This window comes from Kitasatospora sp. NPDC058063, assembly GCF_042885395.1.
Taxonomy (GTDB): domain Bacteria; phylum Actinomycetota; class Actinomycetes; order Streptomycetales; family Streptomycetaceae; genus Kitasatospora; species Kitasatospora lactacystinica.
The window spans coordinates 61,156-77,039 of record NZ_JBHVSD010000008.1 but is presented as its reverse complement, the minus strand read 5'-3'; the positions used below and the strand labels follow the sequence as shown (position 1 = coordinate 77,039).

21 protein-coding genes are annotated in these 15,884 nt (G+C 65.7%); 19 read left to right on the top strand and 2 right to left on the bottom strand.

What is annotated here, in order from left to right:
* Positions 1-44: 44 nt before the first annotated feature.
* The 5 genes from ACFVUY_RS15685 to ACFVUY_RS15665 all read left to right on the top strand — a co-directional run bounded on the left by ACFVUY_RS15685 (position 45) and on the right by ACFVUY_RS15665 (position 2,738).
* On the top strand, positions 45-989 hold the full coding sequence (locus ACFVUY_RS15685) for a major capsid protein (RefSeq protein WP_387730241.1): 945 nt from the start codon (positions 45-47) through the stop codon (positions 987-989).
* A gap of 184 nt (positions 990-1,173) precedes the next feature.
* On the top strand, positions 1,174-1,716 hold the full coding sequence (locus ACFVUY_RS15680) for a hypothetical protein (protein WP_387730239.1): 543 nt from the start codon (positions 1,174-1,176) through the stop codon (positions 1,714-1,716).
* Between the two features lie 20 nt (positions 1,717-1,736).
* Positions 1,737-2,057, top strand: a complete 321-nt coding sequence (locus ACFVUY_RS15675; RefSeq protein ID WP_387730237.1) for a hypothetical protein — start codon at positions 1,737-1,739, stop codon at positions 2,055-2,057.
* Positions 2,054-2,320: a hypothetical protein gene (locus tag ACFVUY_RS15670; RefSeq protein ID WP_387730235.1), complete on the top strand. Its 267-nt coding sequence runs from the start codon at positions 2,054-2,056 to the stop codon at positions 2,318-2,320. Before ACFVUY_RS15675 ends, ACFVUY_RS15670 begins: the two co-directional genes overlap by 4 nt.
* Positions 2,313-2,738, top strand: a complete 426-nt coding sequence (locus tag ACFVUY_RS15665) for a hypothetical protein (RefSeq protein ID WP_387730233.1) — start codon at positions 2,313-2,315, stop codon at positions 2,736-2,738. Before ACFVUY_RS15670 ends, ACFVUY_RS15665 begins: the two co-directional genes overlap by 8 nt.
* Here the strand turns inward: ACFVUY_RS15665 and ACFVUY_RS15660 are convergent.
* Positions 2,712-3,239, bottom strand: a complete 528-nt coding sequence (locus ACFVUY_RS15660; RefSeq protein ID WP_387730230.1) for a hypothetical protein — start codon at positions 3,237-3,239, stop codon at positions 2,712-2,714. The genes ACFVUY_RS15665 and ACFVUY_RS15660 overlap by 27 nt on opposite strands.
* Before the next feature lie 53 nt (positions 3,240-3,292).
* Here ACFVUY_RS15660 and ACFVUY_RS15655 point away from each other — a divergent pair, with 53 nt between their 5' ends.
* The 9 genes from ACFVUY_RS15655 (at position 3,293) to ACFVUY_RS15615 (ending at position 11,956) form a co-directional block, all read left to right on the top strand.
* On the top strand, positions 3,293-3,856 hold the full coding sequence (locus ACFVUY_RS15655; RefSeq protein WP_387730228.1) for a hypothetical protein: 564 nt from the start codon (positions 3,293-3,295) through the stop codon (positions 3,854-3,856).
* Positions 3,857-3,913: 57 nt separating this feature from the next.
* Complete coding sequence (locus tag ACFVUY_RS15650; protein WP_387730226.1) at positions 3,914-4,225, top strand: hypothetical protein; 312 nt, start codon at positions 3,914-3,916, stop codon at positions 4,223-4,225.
* Positions 4,226-4,613: 388 nt separating this feature from the next.
* Positions 4,614-7,037 (top strand): phage tail tape measure protein, encoded by a 2,424-nt coding sequence (locus ACFVUY_RS15645; protein ID WP_387730224.1) that lies wholly within the window; start codon positions 4,614-4,616, stop codon positions 7,035-7,037.
* Positions 7,038-7,898 (top strand): phage distal tail protein, encoded by an 861-nt coding sequence (locus ACFVUY_RS15640; RefSeq protein WP_387730221.1) that lies wholly within the window; start codon positions 7,038-7,040, stop codon positions 7,896-7,898.
* Between the two features lie 969 nt (positions 7,899-8,867).
* Complete coding sequence (locus ACFVUY_RS15635; protein ID WP_387730219.1) at positions 8,868-8,993, top strand: hypothetical protein; 126 nt, start codon at positions 8,868-8,870, stop codon at positions 8,991-8,993.
* Between the two features lie 6 nt (positions 8,994-8,999).
* On the top strand, positions 9,000-10,100 hold the full coding sequence (locus ACFVUY_RS15630) for a hypothetical protein (protein WP_387730216.1): 1,101 nt from the start codon (positions 9,000-9,002) through the stop codon (positions 10,098-10,100).
* A 514-nt stretch (positions 10,101-10,614) separates the two neighbouring features.
* Positions 10,615-10,887 carry a hypothetical protein gene (locus ACFVUY_RS15625; protein WP_387730213.1) on the top strand — a complete coding sequence of 91 codons (273 nt, stop codon included), beginning with the start codon at positions 10,615-10,617 and terminating at the stop codon, positions 10,885-10,887.
* Positions 10,888-10,921: 34 nt separating this feature from the next.
* Positions 10,922-11,116 carry a hypothetical protein gene (locus ACFVUY_RS15620; protein ID WP_387730211.1) on the top strand — a complete coding sequence of 65 codons (195 nt, stop codon included), beginning with the start codon at positions 10,922-10,924 and terminating at the stop codon, positions 11,114-11,116.
* Between the two features lie 81 nt (positions 11,117-11,197).
* Positions 11,198-11,956, top strand: coding sequence for a peptidoglycan-binding protein (locus ACFVUY_RS15615; protein ID WP_387730209.1), 759 nt, complete (start codon positions 11,198-11,200; stop codon positions 11,954-11,956).
* Between the two features lie 25 nt (positions 11,957-11,981).
* On the opposite strand, the gene ACFVUY_RS15610 is transcribed toward ACFVUY_RS15615, so the two are convergent.
* Complete coding sequence (locus tag ACFVUY_RS15610) at positions 11,982-12,455, bottom strand: spore-associated protein A (RefSeq protein ID WP_387730206.1); 474 nt, start codon at positions 12,453-12,455, stop codon at positions 11,982-11,984.
* A 118-nt stretch (positions 12,456-12,573) separates the two neighbouring features.
* On the opposite strand from ACFVUY_RS15610, the gene ACFVUY_RS15605 reads away from it, so the two are divergent.
* The 5 genes from ACFVUY_RS15605 to ACFVUY_RS15585 all read left to right on the top strand — a co-directional run.
* Complete coding sequence (locus ACFVUY_RS15605) at positions 12,574-12,831, top strand: hypothetical protein (RefSeq protein WP_387730203.1); 258 nt, start codon at positions 12,574-12,576, stop codon at positions 12,829-12,831.
* Positions 12,828-13,412: a hypothetical protein gene (locus tag ACFVUY_RS15600; RefSeq protein ID WP_387730201.1), complete on the top strand. Its 585-nt coding sequence runs from the start codon at positions 12,828-12,830 to the stop codon at positions 13,410-13,412. Before ACFVUY_RS15605 ends, ACFVUY_RS15600 begins: the two co-directional genes overlap by 4 nt.
* Before the next feature lie 266 nt (positions 13,413-13,678).
* Entirely contained in the window at positions 13,679-14,380 is a 702-nt protein-coding gene (locus tag ACFVUY_RS15595; RefSeq protein WP_387730199.1) for a hypothetical protein, read from the top strand.
* A gap of 81 nt (positions 14,381-14,461) precedes the next feature.
* Complete coding sequence (locus tag ACFVUY_RS15590) at positions 14,462-15,160, top strand: hypothetical protein (RefSeq protein ID WP_387730197.1); 699 nt, start codon at positions 14,462-14,464, stop codon at positions 15,158-15,160.
* Positions 15,161-15,211: 51 nt separating this feature from the next.
* Positions 15,212-15,884 (top strand): DNA cytosine methyltransferase (locus ACFVUY_RS15585; protein WP_387730194.1); only part of this gene is annotated, 673 nt, incomplete at its 3' end.

Genomic DNA, 15,884 nt, shown 5'->3' with positions numbered 1-15,884 from the left:
GAGCGAGGCCCTTTTTTCATGCCCAAAACCAGGGGGAAATTTACATGGCACTGACCCTTGCCGAGGCCGCGAAGCTCAGCACGACCGACCTTCAGCGCGGCGTGGTCGAAACCTTCGTGCAGGAAAGCCCGATTCTCGACCGCCTGCCCCTCATGACCATTCAGGGAAATGCCTACGCCTACAATTCCGAGGCCACGCTTCCGGGTGTCGAGTTCCGAAACGTGAACGAGGCATACAGCGAGAGCACCGGCACCGTGAACACCAAGAGTGAGTCTCTGGTAATCCTCGGTGGTGACGCAGACGTGGATACTTTCATTGCCACGACCCGCGGCAACCTGAACGATCAGCGAGCGATTCAGGAAACGCTCAAGGTCAAGGCTTCGGCCGTTAAGTTCCAGGATGCTTTTTTTAACGGGGACACCGCTGTGGAGCCGAAGGGTTTCGACGGCCTGCGTAAGCGACTGGTGGGTGCACAGGTCCTTTCCACTGCCACCAACGGCATGGGCCCAGTGGCAGGCGCGCACGACTTCTTTGACGCTCTCGACGCCCTAATTGCCCAGGTACCGGGCCTGTCGGCCAATAACGGCGCCCTGTACGCCAACCGGAAGATTATCGCGAAGATCAAGTCATCGGCTCGCCGGCTAGGCGGATACGAGATGGTCAAGGAAGCCCTTACCGGCAAGATGATTTCCACTTACCAGGGTATTCCGCTGCTTGACCCGGGCCAGACCGCCGCGGGTGTCGACATTCTGCCGACCACTGAGACGCAGGGAACTGCCACCGACGCGAGCTCCATCTATGCCGTGAAGTGGGGCCGGGACGAGGGCGACAAGGGAGTGACCGGTCTGACCAATGGCGGCATCTCGGTCCGAGACCTCGGAGAGCTGGACAGCAAGCCGGCTTTCCGGACTCGCATCGAGTTTTTCTGTGGCCTCGCACTTTTCTCGGGGCAGGCTGCCGCTCGCCTTAACGGCGTGCTCAACAAGTAGGGGACGGAATGCCGCCGCGTAAGCGCGCTGCGGCGCTCTCCCGAATTCCGCACACGGATTCCTGCCCTTCGTCCGTCCGTATCGAGCGCTTTCCGGTGCCCGGTACGGACGGGCCGGGGCAGACCGTCACGCGGTGCATGGAGTGCGGCGCCCAGCTCATCACCGACAACCCGAAGGGGGCACCGTGACCGTACTGCCCCCGCTCGCAACCGTCGACCATCTCGCGCTGTGGATGCAGCGCACTCCGGCCGAGCTGCCCGAGGGCGCCGCCCTGGTGCTCGACGTCGCCTCGCGCATCGTGCGCACCGAGGCTCGATGCGACTTCATCCGCCGGACGACTACGGCGACGTTCACCCCGCGGGACGGGTGGATCACGCTCCCGCTCCGGCCGGTCGGCTCGGTCGATGCCGTGACGGTAGCCGGCGGAGTGGTCGAACCCTCGGGGTGGGAGCTGGTTCGTGACCGGCTCCGGGTGATCCGACATCCGTACACCCCGGCCCTGGTGACCTACACCGCCGGGTACAGCTCGGTGCCGGGCGACGTCCTTGCCGTGGTGCTCACCCTCGCGGCGCGGGTGATCAACAACCCGCAGGATTTGCGACAGGAAGCGGTGGGCGGGGTGTCCGTCACCTACGCCGCGGAGACGATCGGTGCGAGCCTCGCCCCGGCCGAGCGCGACCAGCTCGCCCGATACCGGCGCAGGGCCGCCCTGGTGGGGCTCGAATGACGCTCCGGTACCGGCAGACAGTGGTAACTCACCGCGCACCGTTCGCAGTTGACCGCTACGGCAACACCACCAGCGAGCGGGATTGGACCAGGGCGACGAGTACGACCGTGCCCCGGGTCGAGGTGCTGCCGCAGGAGTCCACCGAGGCTGTCGGGGACCGGCCCGTGGTGGTCACCGGGTGGCGACTTCTGACCCGCCGCGGAGTCGACGTCGACCTAGCCCCCGGCGACCGGGTGACCGTCCTTGGCCGGCTGTTGGAGGTGGATGGCGAGCCTGCCCGGTACCCGCTCGGCGACCGGCACCACCACACCGAGGTACGGCTACGGGAGGTGAACGGATGAGATTCCGCAGGTTCAAGCCCAACAAGGCCGGAATCCGAAGCCTGATGAAGTTGCCCACGGTCGGAAAGGAAGTCGGCCGAATTACGAACCGGATCGCTGACAGCGCCGGATCGGGTGGCGGGGACTTCCGCACCGATCTGGAAGAGGGCCGGAAGCGGTGGCGCGGCGCGGTCATCGGAAATTACAACTTCCCGAAGGCGGGCGGGCGCGAGGGCTCGCGCAGGGACCTGCTTCGCGGGCTGGACGGTGCCCACGGTGAGTAGGCCCCTGATCCTCATGCCGGACGCCGTTGCCGTGGTTATCGGATACCTCCGGCAGGCCCTCGCCGAGGTCGGCCGACCCGTGCCGGTGGTCTCCCGAATCCCCTCGCCCCGACCGGCCGAGTTCGTGCGGGTCGAGCGGGTCGGAGGTACCAGGGCGACGGTCGTTTCCGATCGGCCCCGGCTCGATATCCACGCGTGGGCTGCCACCGAATCCGCGGCTCACGATCTCGCGGCCCTGGTTCGCGCGGTGCTCAGCTTCATTCCGGGCGTTCGAGATGAAGTCACCGTGTACCGGATCACCGAAGTCGGGGGGCTTATGTGGCTGCCCGACGACCAGTCCGGTAGCCCGCGTTACGCCCTGGCGGTCGAGATCCACATGAGAGGGCGGATGCTACCGCCGAGCGGGCCACTTCCGTAGGCGCCGACTTCCATCGTCGTCAAGGGCTTTTTGTGCCGCGACCATGAACTCTCCGACCACCGACCCGAAATTCCGAATATCGTTGATAAAACTGTTCTCGGGGTCCATTCCTTCCGCGCTCATGGCAGCACCGACCTTAAGTCGCTGTGCGGCTTCCATGACGCCCATAGCGCTCAATGTTGCGTCGCGCGGGCCGTATAGCGATACGTCAATCCACGCCTCCTCTAGGGAAAGATAAGCGCCGCCCATAATATCGGGGTCGAGTTCCTCACCAGTGCGATTTATGTAGTTTTGATGCCGGGCGATCGCACTAAGGTCGTTGGTGATTTTCAAGAACTCCCGATAGGAATCCTGGCGGCCCTGGCGTCGTTCTTTCTGGTGTTCTACACGGGCGGCCACCCGCACCCCTTCTCGCTGGAACCAACCGCTAACGAGCGTAGTTCCGCCGGTTGCCAGCGACCCCACCACTGCGCCGATTAGCGCACCGAATGCCGTGTCCATGGCGGCATGATACTCGGACTCTCATGATCATTTTCGATGAACGGGGGAAGTAATTGACTCTCAACGCCAACGCGGTCCGGGTCGCCATTACTGGCGCTGCCTACACCGCGCCGAAGGGGACCACCGCGCCCAGCGACGCAACCAGTCCATGGCCGGCTGCTGCGGTCGATATCGGCTGGATTTCCGATGACGGTATCACCGAGTCGAATTCCGCCGACGTCACCGAAATCAAGGCCTGGCAGGGCGGGGCGACTGTCCGGAAGGTGATTTCCGGTTCGGAAATGACTTTCAAGCTGACCGCTATCGAGACGTCCAAGACGACCCTTGAGCTTTACCACAAGGGAAGCAAGGTCACCGGCGCCAGTGGTAAGGCCGTGCTTGCTATCAAGGCACCCGGCCCGGATCGTCGAATGTTCGGCTTCGACGTGGTCGACGGCGATTCCCACATCCGAATCGTAATCCCCGACGGCGAGGTTACCGAGGTCGGCGACCTGGTTTACAAGGGCGACGAAGCCGTTTCCTACGAACTCACCATCACGGCTTACCCGGCAGCGGACGGGACCGTGGCAATTAAGTTCTCTGACGACCCGGCGTGGCTGGCGGCCCCGGCGCAGTGACCTCCCCGTTTTTGCCCATTTTGCAGAAACGCTTCTGCATGATCGAGAGGTATCCCAATGGCTGATCGTTTCAACCTTGACACGTGGGTAACCGAGTCCACTCGGACACCCTTTCCGTTCACCCTGGGAGGTAGGGATTTCTCCCTTCCCGCTGCGGGTGATCTGGATAAGTCGCTACTGTCGACGGTAAACCTGTCGTCGCCCTCGGCGGCCGACATTCTGTCCCTGATGCGGGAAGGTCTCGGCGACCAGTGGCAGGAGTTCGACGCGCTGCCCCTGCCCCTTTCTGCGCTGGGTGAACTGTTCCGGCGCTGGCAGAACCACACGGGTGTGACGCCGGGGGAATCGCAGCCCTCGCCCGCCTCCTGACCGATCACGGCGAGGCGGTCGAGGCGGACCTACAGCGCTACTACCGGATAGATATCCGAGACCTTTTTCGGCCGGCTTCCGGGCTCACTCTCCGGCGCCTTAGGGCCCTGATCTCCGGGCTTCCGCCGGATTCTGCACTGGCCCGTTCTCTGGCTGGTCCGGATGCCCCGTGGACGCTGGAGACTCAGCTACTTGCGGCCGTCCACGATCGGCTGTCCGAGGCAAATTGGCAGCGAGGCAACGCAGGGTCGAAGTCGCCGAGCCGGCGGCCGGACCCGATTCCGCGGCCGGGCGTCAAGGGCCCTGGTCGAATCGGCTCGACCACCCGGAATCCGAAGGAAGTCGCCGCTTATCTGGTGCGATTCCAGCCGACCCCGGGGGGTGACTAATGGCTGTCGAAGTCGGCATGGGATATCTGTCGATCGTCCCCGAGGTACAAGGGTTCGGCCAGGAGCTGGAGTCGAAGGTCACAGGCCCTAGCGAGCAGGCCGGAGAGGCAGCCGGCGAGGCTGCCGGAACGGCGTCCGGCGAGGGCTTCACCGGCAAAATGGGTGGGATCCTCAAGGGCTCGCTGCTGACTGTTGGTCTGGCTGCCGCGGCAATCCTGGTCAAGGGATTTTCCGATGCTCTTGACCAGGGCGCTATTAACGGCAAAATCCAAGCCCAGTTGGGTGCTACCCCGGAAGAAGCCGAGCGGTACGGCAAGGATGCTGGACAGCTCTATGTGGGCGGGGTCACCGATTCTGTAGAGGAAGCCGCACAGGCGATATCCGGCGTGATGCGGTCAGGCATTCTGCCGCCGGATGCCACAAATGCCCAGATCGATTCCATAACGGGCAAGGTCACGGATCTATCCAAGACCTTTGAGCTGGACTTGGGCCAGACCTCTAACGCGGTCGGCCAGATGATTAAAAACGGAATCGCAAAAGACGGGACGGAAGCACTCGATCTTATGACCGCTGCAATGCAGCGCATGGGGCCGAGGGCTGATGACTTGTCCGACACGATGAACGAGTACAGCACCAAGTTCCGAGACTTGGGGCTTTCTGGCGCCGACGCAATGGGCCTTATGGCCCAGGGTATGGCGGCGGGTGCCCGCGATACCGATACCGTTGCTGACGCTCTCAAAGAATTCCAAATCCGGGCGACGGATGGGAGTGCCGCCAGCAAGGCTGCCTATGAAGCGATCGGCCTTTCCGCGGAGGATATGACCCGCAAAATCGCTGCGGGCGGCCCGGGTGCCCGTGAGGGATTGCAGCAGGTTCTAGACGGGCTCAAGGCAATAAAGGACCCGGCGGAAAGGTCGGCCGCCTCGGTCGGACTTTTCGGGACCAAAAGCGAGGATTTGGGGCAGGCACTTTTTGCCCTTGATCCGAGGACGGCTGTCCAAGCCCTCGGAGATACCGCGGGCGCTGCCGAGAAAATGGGCGACGCGCTGCATAACAATGCGGGCGCCAAGATCGAGCAGTTCAAACGCAGCCTAGAGGTTGGGCTGACGAACTTTATCGGGGACCAGGTGTTGCCGGTTCTCGGGCAGTTCGGCGGGTTCTTGGCGGATACCTTCGGGCCGCCCCTGCGGGTGGCTGCGGATGTGGTCCGGCTGTTCTTCGGATCGTTCACCGGAGCCGGGGCAAGTGTTGGTCTGGCAACGTCGTGGATCAACCCCATTATCCTGGCAGGGGCGACGGTCCGCACCGTTTTCGACTCGGCGATTGGTGGTATCCGCGCGTTCGGTGCAGCTTTTATCGCGGGCGGAAACGACGTGACATCCTCGGGTTTTGCGGGGCTGTTGGAGCGCGCCGGGCTTGTGGCCCGAAATCTCTGGGACGTCTTTGCCAACTACCTGGTGCCGACTGCCTTTCAGCTCGGTTCGGCCATTCTCGGCGCCGTTATGCCGGTGGTTTCCGCCCTCGGCTCCATTCTGGTCGGGGTTGTCTGGCCGGCTGTGATGAGCGTCTATGAGGCGGTCTCTGCGAACCTGATTCCGATCTTCGCGGCAGTGAGCGCGTTCGTCTCGGACCGCGTTGTCCCGGCTCTCCAGATGATCGGTGCCCGTCTGCTCGAAGTGGTCGAGAAGGGCCGCCCCACGGTCGAGTTCTTGGCGTCGCTGATTTCCTGGCTGGGACGGCTCGGCGCCGACATTCTCGGGGTCGTTATCCCGGTTGTCCTCCGGCTCGCCGGCCCGATCTTCTCGGCTCTATGGTCGGCGATCGGCACTGGTATCAGCTGGTTCGGGGACATCATCGGCTGGGTGTCCTCGCTGGCAAACATGCTGCGAACTGCCGGGCAGGCTGCGGCGAATTTCGCGTCGGCAGCCAAGGAGAAATTCGGCGAGTTCGTGAACTGGGCCAAGGGAGTACCGGGCGCCGTAAAGGATGCCTTGGGCGACTTTGGAAATCTGCTGCTCGACAAGGGAAAGGACGTGGTGCGCGGACTCTGGAACGGAATTTCCAGTATGGGTTCGTTCCTGAAAGAAAAGTTGATCGGGTGGGCCAAGTCGGCAATTCCGGGTCCGATTGCGGATGCCCTCGGGATCAAATCGCCGTCTCGTCTGATGGCGGCCGAAATCGGCCGGTGGATTCCTCCGGGAATCGGCGAGGGCGTAGACGAGACGGCGCCCGAGCTCACCGCCCGACTCCGCCGCCTGGTGACTATCCCGCCCCTCCGGGTGCCCGCTCCGGTGCTGGCCCCGGTCGGTTCCGCGGCGACCAGCTCGGCGCCGCCGTCGATCACGGTCAACGCCCGCACCGATGCGAGCGCGTACGAGATCGGCCGACAGGTGGCGTGGCAACTCCGGATGGGGGTGGTCTAGATGGTGGGTCCGGCATACACCGCGGAGCCGTGGACCATGGAGCTGGGGGGACTACTGCTCGGCGGGGCCGGGTCGGTGGTGCTGCACGAACCGAGCGGCATCCTCGCAAGCACCGAGACCAGGGCGGCGCGGTCAACTCGTATTGGGCGTCCGGGCGTTGTCCTCGGCGACGACGTTCCGGGCGCCCGGATCATCCACCTGTCGATGACCGTGCTCGACTCCCCGGAAACGCTGGCGGCGCTGCTGGCCGTCCTGCGGCGCGGAGCCGACCGGGTGTTGCGCTTCGCTGTTCCCGGGGTGGCCGGCGGGTCCGGTCGCGTCGCCGTGCGGGTGGGGGAGTGGGCGGCACCGCTGGACGTCGAGTACACCTCGGGCGCTGCCCGGGTCGAGGTGGAGCTGATCGCCGCGGACCCGGTCCTTTACTCCGACCAGGAGTTCGCGGGACAGGTGGTCCCGGCGGTGCCGCGCGGTGCCGCTCGGATCTGGCCGCTGCGGTTCCCGTTCAGCTTCGCGAGGGCGGGCGCCAGGGCGACGCCCGCGGACCCGGTGATCACCATTGGCGGGTCGGCCGAAACGTGGCCGGTCATCACGTTGCGGGGCCCGCTGGCGGCCCCGGTGATCACCAACCGGAGCACACCCGGCGAACGGCTTCGGATTCTGCTGGACGTACCCGCGGGCGAGGTGCTGACCGTCGACACCGGGGCCCGCACGGTGCGACTCAACGGGGCGGACCGGTACGCGTTGTCCGGCGACTCCGTGTGGTTCCCGCTTCGCCCGGGTCGCAACGTCTGGGAGCTGGATGACCTGGTGGGCGGACGTGACCGAGTCGCGGACCTGCGTTGGCGGTCCGCATGGATATAGGGGGTAGAGGTGGGAATCCGAGCACCGCTGTTCGGACCGAGGGGCGAGTACGACGCGTCCGACTTCCGCGGTCTGGTTGCAGATGTGCGGGCACCGGTTGTCGGGGTGGTTCGGGACACGGCCGATGCGCTCAAGGTCACGGCGGTGTCTGGTAGTTCAGCGCGGGTGTCCGTGGGCGGGGGCCGTGCATGGGTTCCGCTCACACGGTCCGGCGTCCGGGGCCGGGCTGCATACCTGGTCGAACTGCCAGCACCTGGTGTTGAGTTCAGCCTTGCGCCATCTTCGCCGACGGCCGACCGGTTCGATCTGGTTGTGGCCCGGGTGGCGCCCGAGACCGACAGCACTCCGTATGCAGAGCTGCCTTTGGCGAACTACGCGCCGGGCAACCTTGCGCCCGGCTGGTGCTTGGATGTGGTGCGGGGTACCGACGGCGGGCCCCCGCCGGCTGTGCCGTGGGAGTCCTGTCTGATCCTGGCCCGAGTCCGGGTCCGGAGAGGTGCAACCACGCTGAGCACGGGGGACATCGAAGACCTGCGATCGTCGTCCGGGCAGGGAGATCCGACCGTCCTTGCGCCGGTCCGGACAGCGCCGGGGCAGACCGTCGCGGACGCAGCTGCCCCTGTTCCGCGCGGCGGGCTGATCTACAGCTCCGACGAAGACCTGATGTATATCCGGGGCGCTTCGTCGGCGAGGCCGCTCGCGTACCGGCCGACGCTGGCTACCGGCGTCACCGGTAAGGGGGCGACCGGGTGGCGGTCATCGGCAACACCGGGCGGAACCTCGGGTCGGATGATGTGGTGGGAGGGCGCGGCGGCACCGTATGTGCGTGTCGGGGTCCTCACGTTCCAGATGCGGTACACGTCCGGTGGGGGTGGGGGGTGGACGTCCGCCGTGGTCACGGCCGGGGGTGTCCACCAGTGGGAGACGCCGCAGGTCAACACCAGCTCGGCAGGCGTCCACAGTGCGACCGTGCAGGTCTTCGTGCCCCGTGGTCAGCCGCTCGATGTGTCGGTGTATCTGTACGGACAGGACGCCTGGTGCGTCCTTGACGAATGGCAGAGCAACGGCCAATTGCTACTGCTGCCAGCCGAGTAGGCGCCCGTGTACAGAATCCTGTTCGCCGAGTTCGTGTCCGGTGAGGTGTGGGGGGAACTGCCCGCCGCGGAGCTGTCTTACACCCGGATCCTGAGCGCCCCCGGCAGCGCTGCCGTGAAACTCAGCTTCGAGCGGTTCCCTTGGCAGGCCCTCGCCCCGTGGCGCGTGCTGATCTACGTCCAACGCGGGCAACAGGTGCTCTGGTCGGGGCCCCTGGTCGGTTATGACGTCGACCTGGAAGCGGAGACGGTCACATTGTCCGCCGTGGGGTTGTGGGAGTACTACCGGCGCCGACAGATCACCAGCACGGCGACGTACTCACAGCTGGACCAGGGTCTCATTGCCCGCCGGCTGGTCGAGGACTACGCGGACGGAACGGGCGCGATTTCGTGGAACACGGGCCCCGCTGCGTTGAGTTGGGATGGCTCCGAGGTCACGGGGGTGCCGCGGGACCGGACGTACCATGCGTACGAGCGGAAGTTCGTGGGGCCGGTGGTCGAAGACCTCGGGGCGGTCCGCGGGGGCTTCGGCTTCCGGATCGACTCCGGGTGGCTCGGCGGTCGGCTCACCAACACGGTGCGGTTCCTGCCCCGCGACGGCGAGCCAACAGACCTGGTGCTCGATCACGGGTCGACGTGCGACGTCCCGAGGGTCACGGTCGACGGCACGGCGATGACCACCGAGGCGGCGGTCACGGGATCCGGCGACGGCGAGTCGCAGATGGTGAGCTGGTGGTACAACCTGCCCGCCGAGACCGACCCGAGCCGGAGAATCCCGCGCCTGTCGTCGGTGGAGTCCCGACAGGACGTCGTGGACCCGGGCACCCTCACCGAGTACGCCCGGCAGACGATCGCCGCGGGTTCCGCCCCGATCACGATCCCCTCCGTCCGGTTGTACCCCGGTGACCATCCCGGCCCTGGTGACGTGCAGGTGGGCCACCAGGTCCGCGTGCGCGTCCCGATCAGTGGCCGGTCGCTGGTGGACGGCCGGTACCTGGTCACCGAGATCACGGTCCGGGTCGGTGACGACGGGGAGGAAACCACGCTCACGCTCACACCGACGGAGGTGTATGCCAATGTCGGCAGTGCCGCAACTCCCCAGCCTTAGCCAGGAGTTCGCAGAGATTAAGCGGCGCCTTGACGTCCTGGAACGTACCCCCCGACAAGGTGGCCGAGACGAGCCCTTGCCCATGACCCCGTACGAGGGGTGGCCGGGTGGATCAACCTTCCGGGCGGTGGCACAACTCGGGGTCGGAAACCTGAATGCTGCGGTGCTCCGGCTCGACTTCCGAGCCAGCACCGCCGGGAGCGGCCTGGTCGAGTTCCGACTGTTCGACGTCGACTCCGGCCGAGCCACCACAAGCACCGTAGCCATCGGCATTGCCCCTGCGCAGTGGCTCCGCTGCGAGTGGCTGCACCCGCTCGGCCCGCCGCAGACCCGCGCCGGGACATGGCGGCGCGTGCTGCTGCAAGCACGGCAATCGGTCGGAACTCCGGCCCTGTCGATCGGGCTGGGGCTCGCCACCGGAGTACCGGCCACCTCGGCCCCGGGGGCGACCGCAGGGGGCACCTGGTCTGCGGTGGCAGCCCCGGCCGGCTACTAGATGGAGAGGAGAGAGTCCATGGACGGGCACGCCTACGACCTGTCGATCATCGTTCCGCCCGAGGACGTGCGCGCGGTCGTCACCTACGTCACCGGACGCGACCCCGGCCCGCCGGATGCCACGTCGATTGCGAGGGCGGGCGAGGAGATTGTCCGTGCCGCCGAGGGTGCGGTCACGACCTTACTGCGCCAGTGCATCAGCTACCGGCCCCTGTCCGCCGTGGTCACTGTGCGCCGTGAGGAGGTGGACCCCAATGCCCACATCCCCATCCCCGGAACCGAGCCCGCCTGATCAGCTCGGCACGATCCACATTGGGGCCCGCGAAGTGTACGACCAGGTGGTTGGGCTGCGCTCGGACGTACAGGCCATGGGCCAACAGGCCGAGGGAGTACGCGCCGAACTCGCCGATCATGAAAACAGGTTGAGGGGTCTGGAGGCATGGCGGTACGCGCTGCCGGTGGCGGCCGTGACAGGTCTCGGCGGCGCCGTGGTCTCACTGGTGCAAGCCATCGCCAAGTAGCCCACCACACAACCGAATTCAGAACATCCGAGCCCCGTCCGGGCCGAAACCGGGCGGGGCTTTCGCATGCCAGGAGGCACCTTGAGCGTCACCATCATCTCCCGCGCACAGTGGGGCGCGAAGCCGTGGACCGGCAGCATCAGCGCTGTCCCGCTGTCGGAACGCGCGGAGTTCTTCGTCCACTACGACGGCGGCACCCCGGTCAACCGGACCGGCACCGCGGTCCCGCGGGCAATCGAAGCCGAACACCTCGGCAACGGGTGGAGCGGCATCGGCTATCACTTCGTCGTCGACCAGGCGGGCAACATCTACGAAGGCCGGGGCTGGGGACTCCAGGGCGCGCACTGTCCGGACCACAACCGCTCCGGGTTCGGTGTCCAGATCGCCATCGGCGGCGACCAGGCCCCGACGGACGCCGCGCTCCGTGCTGCCCGCGCGCTGTACGACGAGGCGTGTGCCCGCACGGGTCGACGCCTCGCGATGAAGGGGCACAAGGATGGGTTTGCCACGCTGTGCCCCGGTGGCCGGCTGTACACGTGGGTGCAGTCCGGCATGCCCGCGCCCGGTGGTGGTGGCGGTTCGACCGGCTCGGGTTACGCCCCGTTCCCCGGCGCCGCGTGGTTCAAGTCGTCGCCGCGCTCGCCCCTGATCACCGCCATGGGCCGCCGCCTGGTCGCCGAAGGCTGCTCCGCCTACACCGAAGGCCCCGGCCCGCAGTGGACCGAGGCCGACCGGCAGTCGTACGCGAAGTGGCAGCGCAAGCGGGGATTCACCGGCTCGGACGCCGATGGCTGGCCCGGCCGGACTACGTGGGACGCGCTCCGCGTGCCCACGGCCTAGCTCTGACAGGGAGGAGACTGCGGCATCACCCAGCGAGCGCCCCGCAGTTGGTGTGCCACCGATGTACCTCTGATTCCATGTATGCGCCGCCCCAGCTCACACACGAGCCCTTCGCGTACACGTAGACGGGTCCTGCGTACTTCATGTAGTTCCCGTAGTCGGAAGTCCACGAATTGGGATCGTTGTCATTTTCGAGGAATGCCCCGACCATGTACGTCGTCTGGCCGTTCTTTATCGTGACGACGCAGTTCTTTCCGGTCCCGGACGAGTAGGTCAGGTAGATCGTCGCCGAGAGGCGGCCGTCTGCGGCGTAAATGTCCTCCCAGTCTTTGACGTTGTAGCCGCTTCCACATGCGCCGTTGTAGGCAGCCTCCTGAGCGCTGGCGGGTCCGGCGGTCGCCACGATGGAAGCCGCAGAGATCCCCAATAGGCCGACTGCCGTAGCCATTCGGCGCCCTATCCGCGTGAAGTGGATGGATCGCATTCTCTTGACTTTCACTTGATCTTTCCTTTCCTGATGGAATGTCTTCCGAGGCTAGCTCGGTTTGCCTGCCATCGAAAGAGGGCGTATTCAGCCATGATCGCGAAATTGACTTCTAGAAATTCGGAGGAAACCTATGCAGTTCGTCACCAACCACCCGGCCCGCCTGTACGCCGTCCTGGTCGCCGCTCTCACCCTGGTCGCGCACTACGTGCCGTCCATGCCGTCCGCCCTGGTGCTCGCCCTGGCGGCGGCCGTCCTCGGTGTGGGCGAGAGCGTGCAGCGAGTCGAGGACGCCAAGACCTCGGACGCCCTCGCACAGCCGGCCCCGGCCGAGACCGTCGACCAGGCCGAGCCGGTCGGCACCGACACCGACCGGTTCGAGGTGCTGTGACCTACCGCCATGTGGCGTTGCTCGGTAAGGCGCGGAGCGGTAAGGACACCATCGGTGCCCGGCTCGGAGCACAACACGCCTTCGTCCGGGTCGCGTTCGCCGATCCATTGCGCTCAATGGCGCTCGATCTTGACCCCGTTGTGGCGGCCGAGCGCACTTCGTACGGGTACCTACCAGTCAGGCTGTCGGACCTGGTCGGCCGCTATGGGTGGGAGCGCGGGAAAACCGAGTACCGCGAAGTGCGCCGGACGCTACAGAAGCTCGGCGAGGCCGTGCGCGCTCACGATCCGAACTACTGGCTCCGGCTTGCGCTCGAACGAATCGACGTCGCCGACCAGTGGAACTTGCCCGTGGTCGTCACGGACGTACGGCACACCAACGAACTGGAAGCGCTCCGCTCCCGCGGCGCCCTGGTGGTCCGGGTCGTCCGGCCCGAGGTTGGCCGGCTCGCGGGGGCCGAGGGCGAACACGTCACCGAGACGGAGCTAGACCAGGTCGAGGTGGACGTCACGGTCACCAACACGGGCACGCTCGCCGACCTGCACCGGCTCGCCGACTCGCTCGCCGTCCGGCGGGACTGACAGCGGGGTGACGGGGTGACGTTCAAAGCCTCGGATTCAGTTTTCTCTAGATTTCCAACTCTAGTAGAGAACCTAGAATCTGAGCCCCGAACGTCACCCCGTCACCCCCACACTCAAGGGGGGAACCTATGGCCGGACGAATCCGGACCATCACACGGGGCGGGTCGCGCTGGTACGTCGACCCCGAGACCGCCGTCAAGTACCCGGGAGTCACATCGGTAATTGCGATGCTCCCGAAGCCCTTTCTAGTTCACTGGGCGGCCCGCATGGCTGCCGAGACGGCGGTGACAAGCCTTGCCGCCGTCCAGTCGATTGCCGAGCGCGACCCCGAAGGCGCGATTGACTACGTCCGCAACTCCCACCTGCGGTACACGAAGTCCCGCGCGAGGCTCGGGTCTGACGCCCATGACCTTTTCGAGCGCATGGCGCGAGACGAGTTCGTGGGCCGCGTACACCCGGATCTAGAGCCGTACCGCACAGGGTTCGCCGCCTTCCTGGAAGCGGTCAATCCCGAGCTGGTGCGCGCCGAAGACATTGCCTGGTCGAGCACTCACGAGTACGCGGGATCGTTTGACGCGATTCTGCGCGTCTGGCTCGACGCCGAGGGCAAGCCGACCCCCGACAGGTCCGGTACAGCGCATTTGCTGATTGTCGACTGGAAGACCAGCAAGAGCACGTATCCGGATGTGGCGTTGCAGATGGCTGCCTACTCGCACGCCGATCTCATCATCTCGCCGGACGGCACCAGCGAGCCCATGCCTGAGTTCGACGGTGCGGCCGTTCTCCACATCACCGGGGAAGACTGGTCATTCAAGCCCGTCCGCATCGACTCCGAGGTGTTCGACGTCTTCCTGACACTGCGCCGGGTATTCGTCTGGGACCGCGAGACCAGTAAGACTGTGCTCGGCCGGGCAATCGCCAAGTCGGTCCGCCAACTGGTCACCGGGACGCAGCGCCGGGCGCGCTGAGCATAACCGAAGAAACGTTTCCGCAGGGGCAGGCCGACCGGCCGCGCCCCTTTTTTCATGCCCAAAACCAGGGGGAAAAGCATGGCCATGCGCATTTTCGAGACCGACCCGGACGCGAAGCCGGCGGGCACTTTCTCGGACGACACCGTGGGTCGTTTCCATTCCGGCAAGCAGGACGAGGAGGGGGTTCCGGTCGCGCTGGAGGAGTGGCGCGTTTCCACGGGTGACCCGGAGGTGGCCTCCGCGGTCGCTCAGCTTTTCGGCGGCACCCCGGAGGAGACCGAGACCGACAAGGAAAACTACATTGTCGTGGACACCAGCACCGCAAAGGTAAAGGTGATCATCGATGGCGCCTCGGCGATTTCCTCGGATCTCAAGCTCTGGAACGGCAGCAACCTGATTCACCACTGCGACGGGGTCGAATTCCTTTCGCCGGAGGATGAGGCCGGTACGCCGTGCGGCTGCCCGCCGCTCATGGTCGATCGCAAGGCAAAGGCGAAGGTTAAGCGCGGCCCGGCGCCGTCGATCTCGGTCATGTTCCGGATTGCCGATGACCCGGATCTCGGCATCTTCCGCTTTCAGTCGGGGTCCTGGAAGCTCGCCGAGGTCCTGCACGAGATTGAGAACCAGCTCGACCGGATCGGCAGCGAGGCCCTTTGCAGCCTTGAGCTGGAGCGCGTGGAGTACACCACGAAGAACGGCCGTGACGTTTCCTACGTCAAGCCCGTAATTCGCGTGCTCAAGAGCTGGAACGATGCGGTGGCGGACCCGAAGTTCTGAGCCGGCCCGGGCCCCGGGGGTAATTCCTCGGGGCCCCTTTGGGGGGATCACATGCCAATTCTGGAGCTGTGCGCCGGGGTCGGCGGGCTCGGCCTGGTGGTCGAGCACATCACTGGTGACCAGGTGCGATACGTAGCAGAGACCGACCCGGGCGCGTCCGCGGTACTCGCCGAGCATTACCCGGGCGCCCCGAACCTCGGGGACATTACCGAAATCGACTGGGCCTCACTGATTGGCGAGGTCGACATTATCGCGTCCGGATTCCCGTGTCAGGGAATCAGCAATGCAGGTCTACGGCTGGGGCTGGAAGATGAGCGTTCGGGGCTGTGGTACACCGTTCTGGAATCGATTCGCGTACTTCGACCGCGAGTCGTGTTCCTGGAAAACGTTTCGGCAATTGTCCGGCGCGGGCTCGCCGAAGTCGTCGCAGGCTTGGCCGAGATCGGGTATGACGCGCGCTGGTGTTGCGTTCGAGCGTCCGAGTTTGGCGCCGCACACCACAGAGACAGATGGTTCTGTGTCGCGTTTCCTGAAAACTCCGACGGCGAATCTCGGGGTGAATGGTGGCGCACAGCATCCGGACAAGCGTCGGGGTGTTCTCCCCAAACCTGCGGGGGGGGGGGGGGGGGGCCGGGTGCCAATTTACGAACCCAACCACACGGCGCCACCCACGCCGATGAAGCCGGTTTACAATTGCCCAAAAACCACCCCCACAGACGGGAAG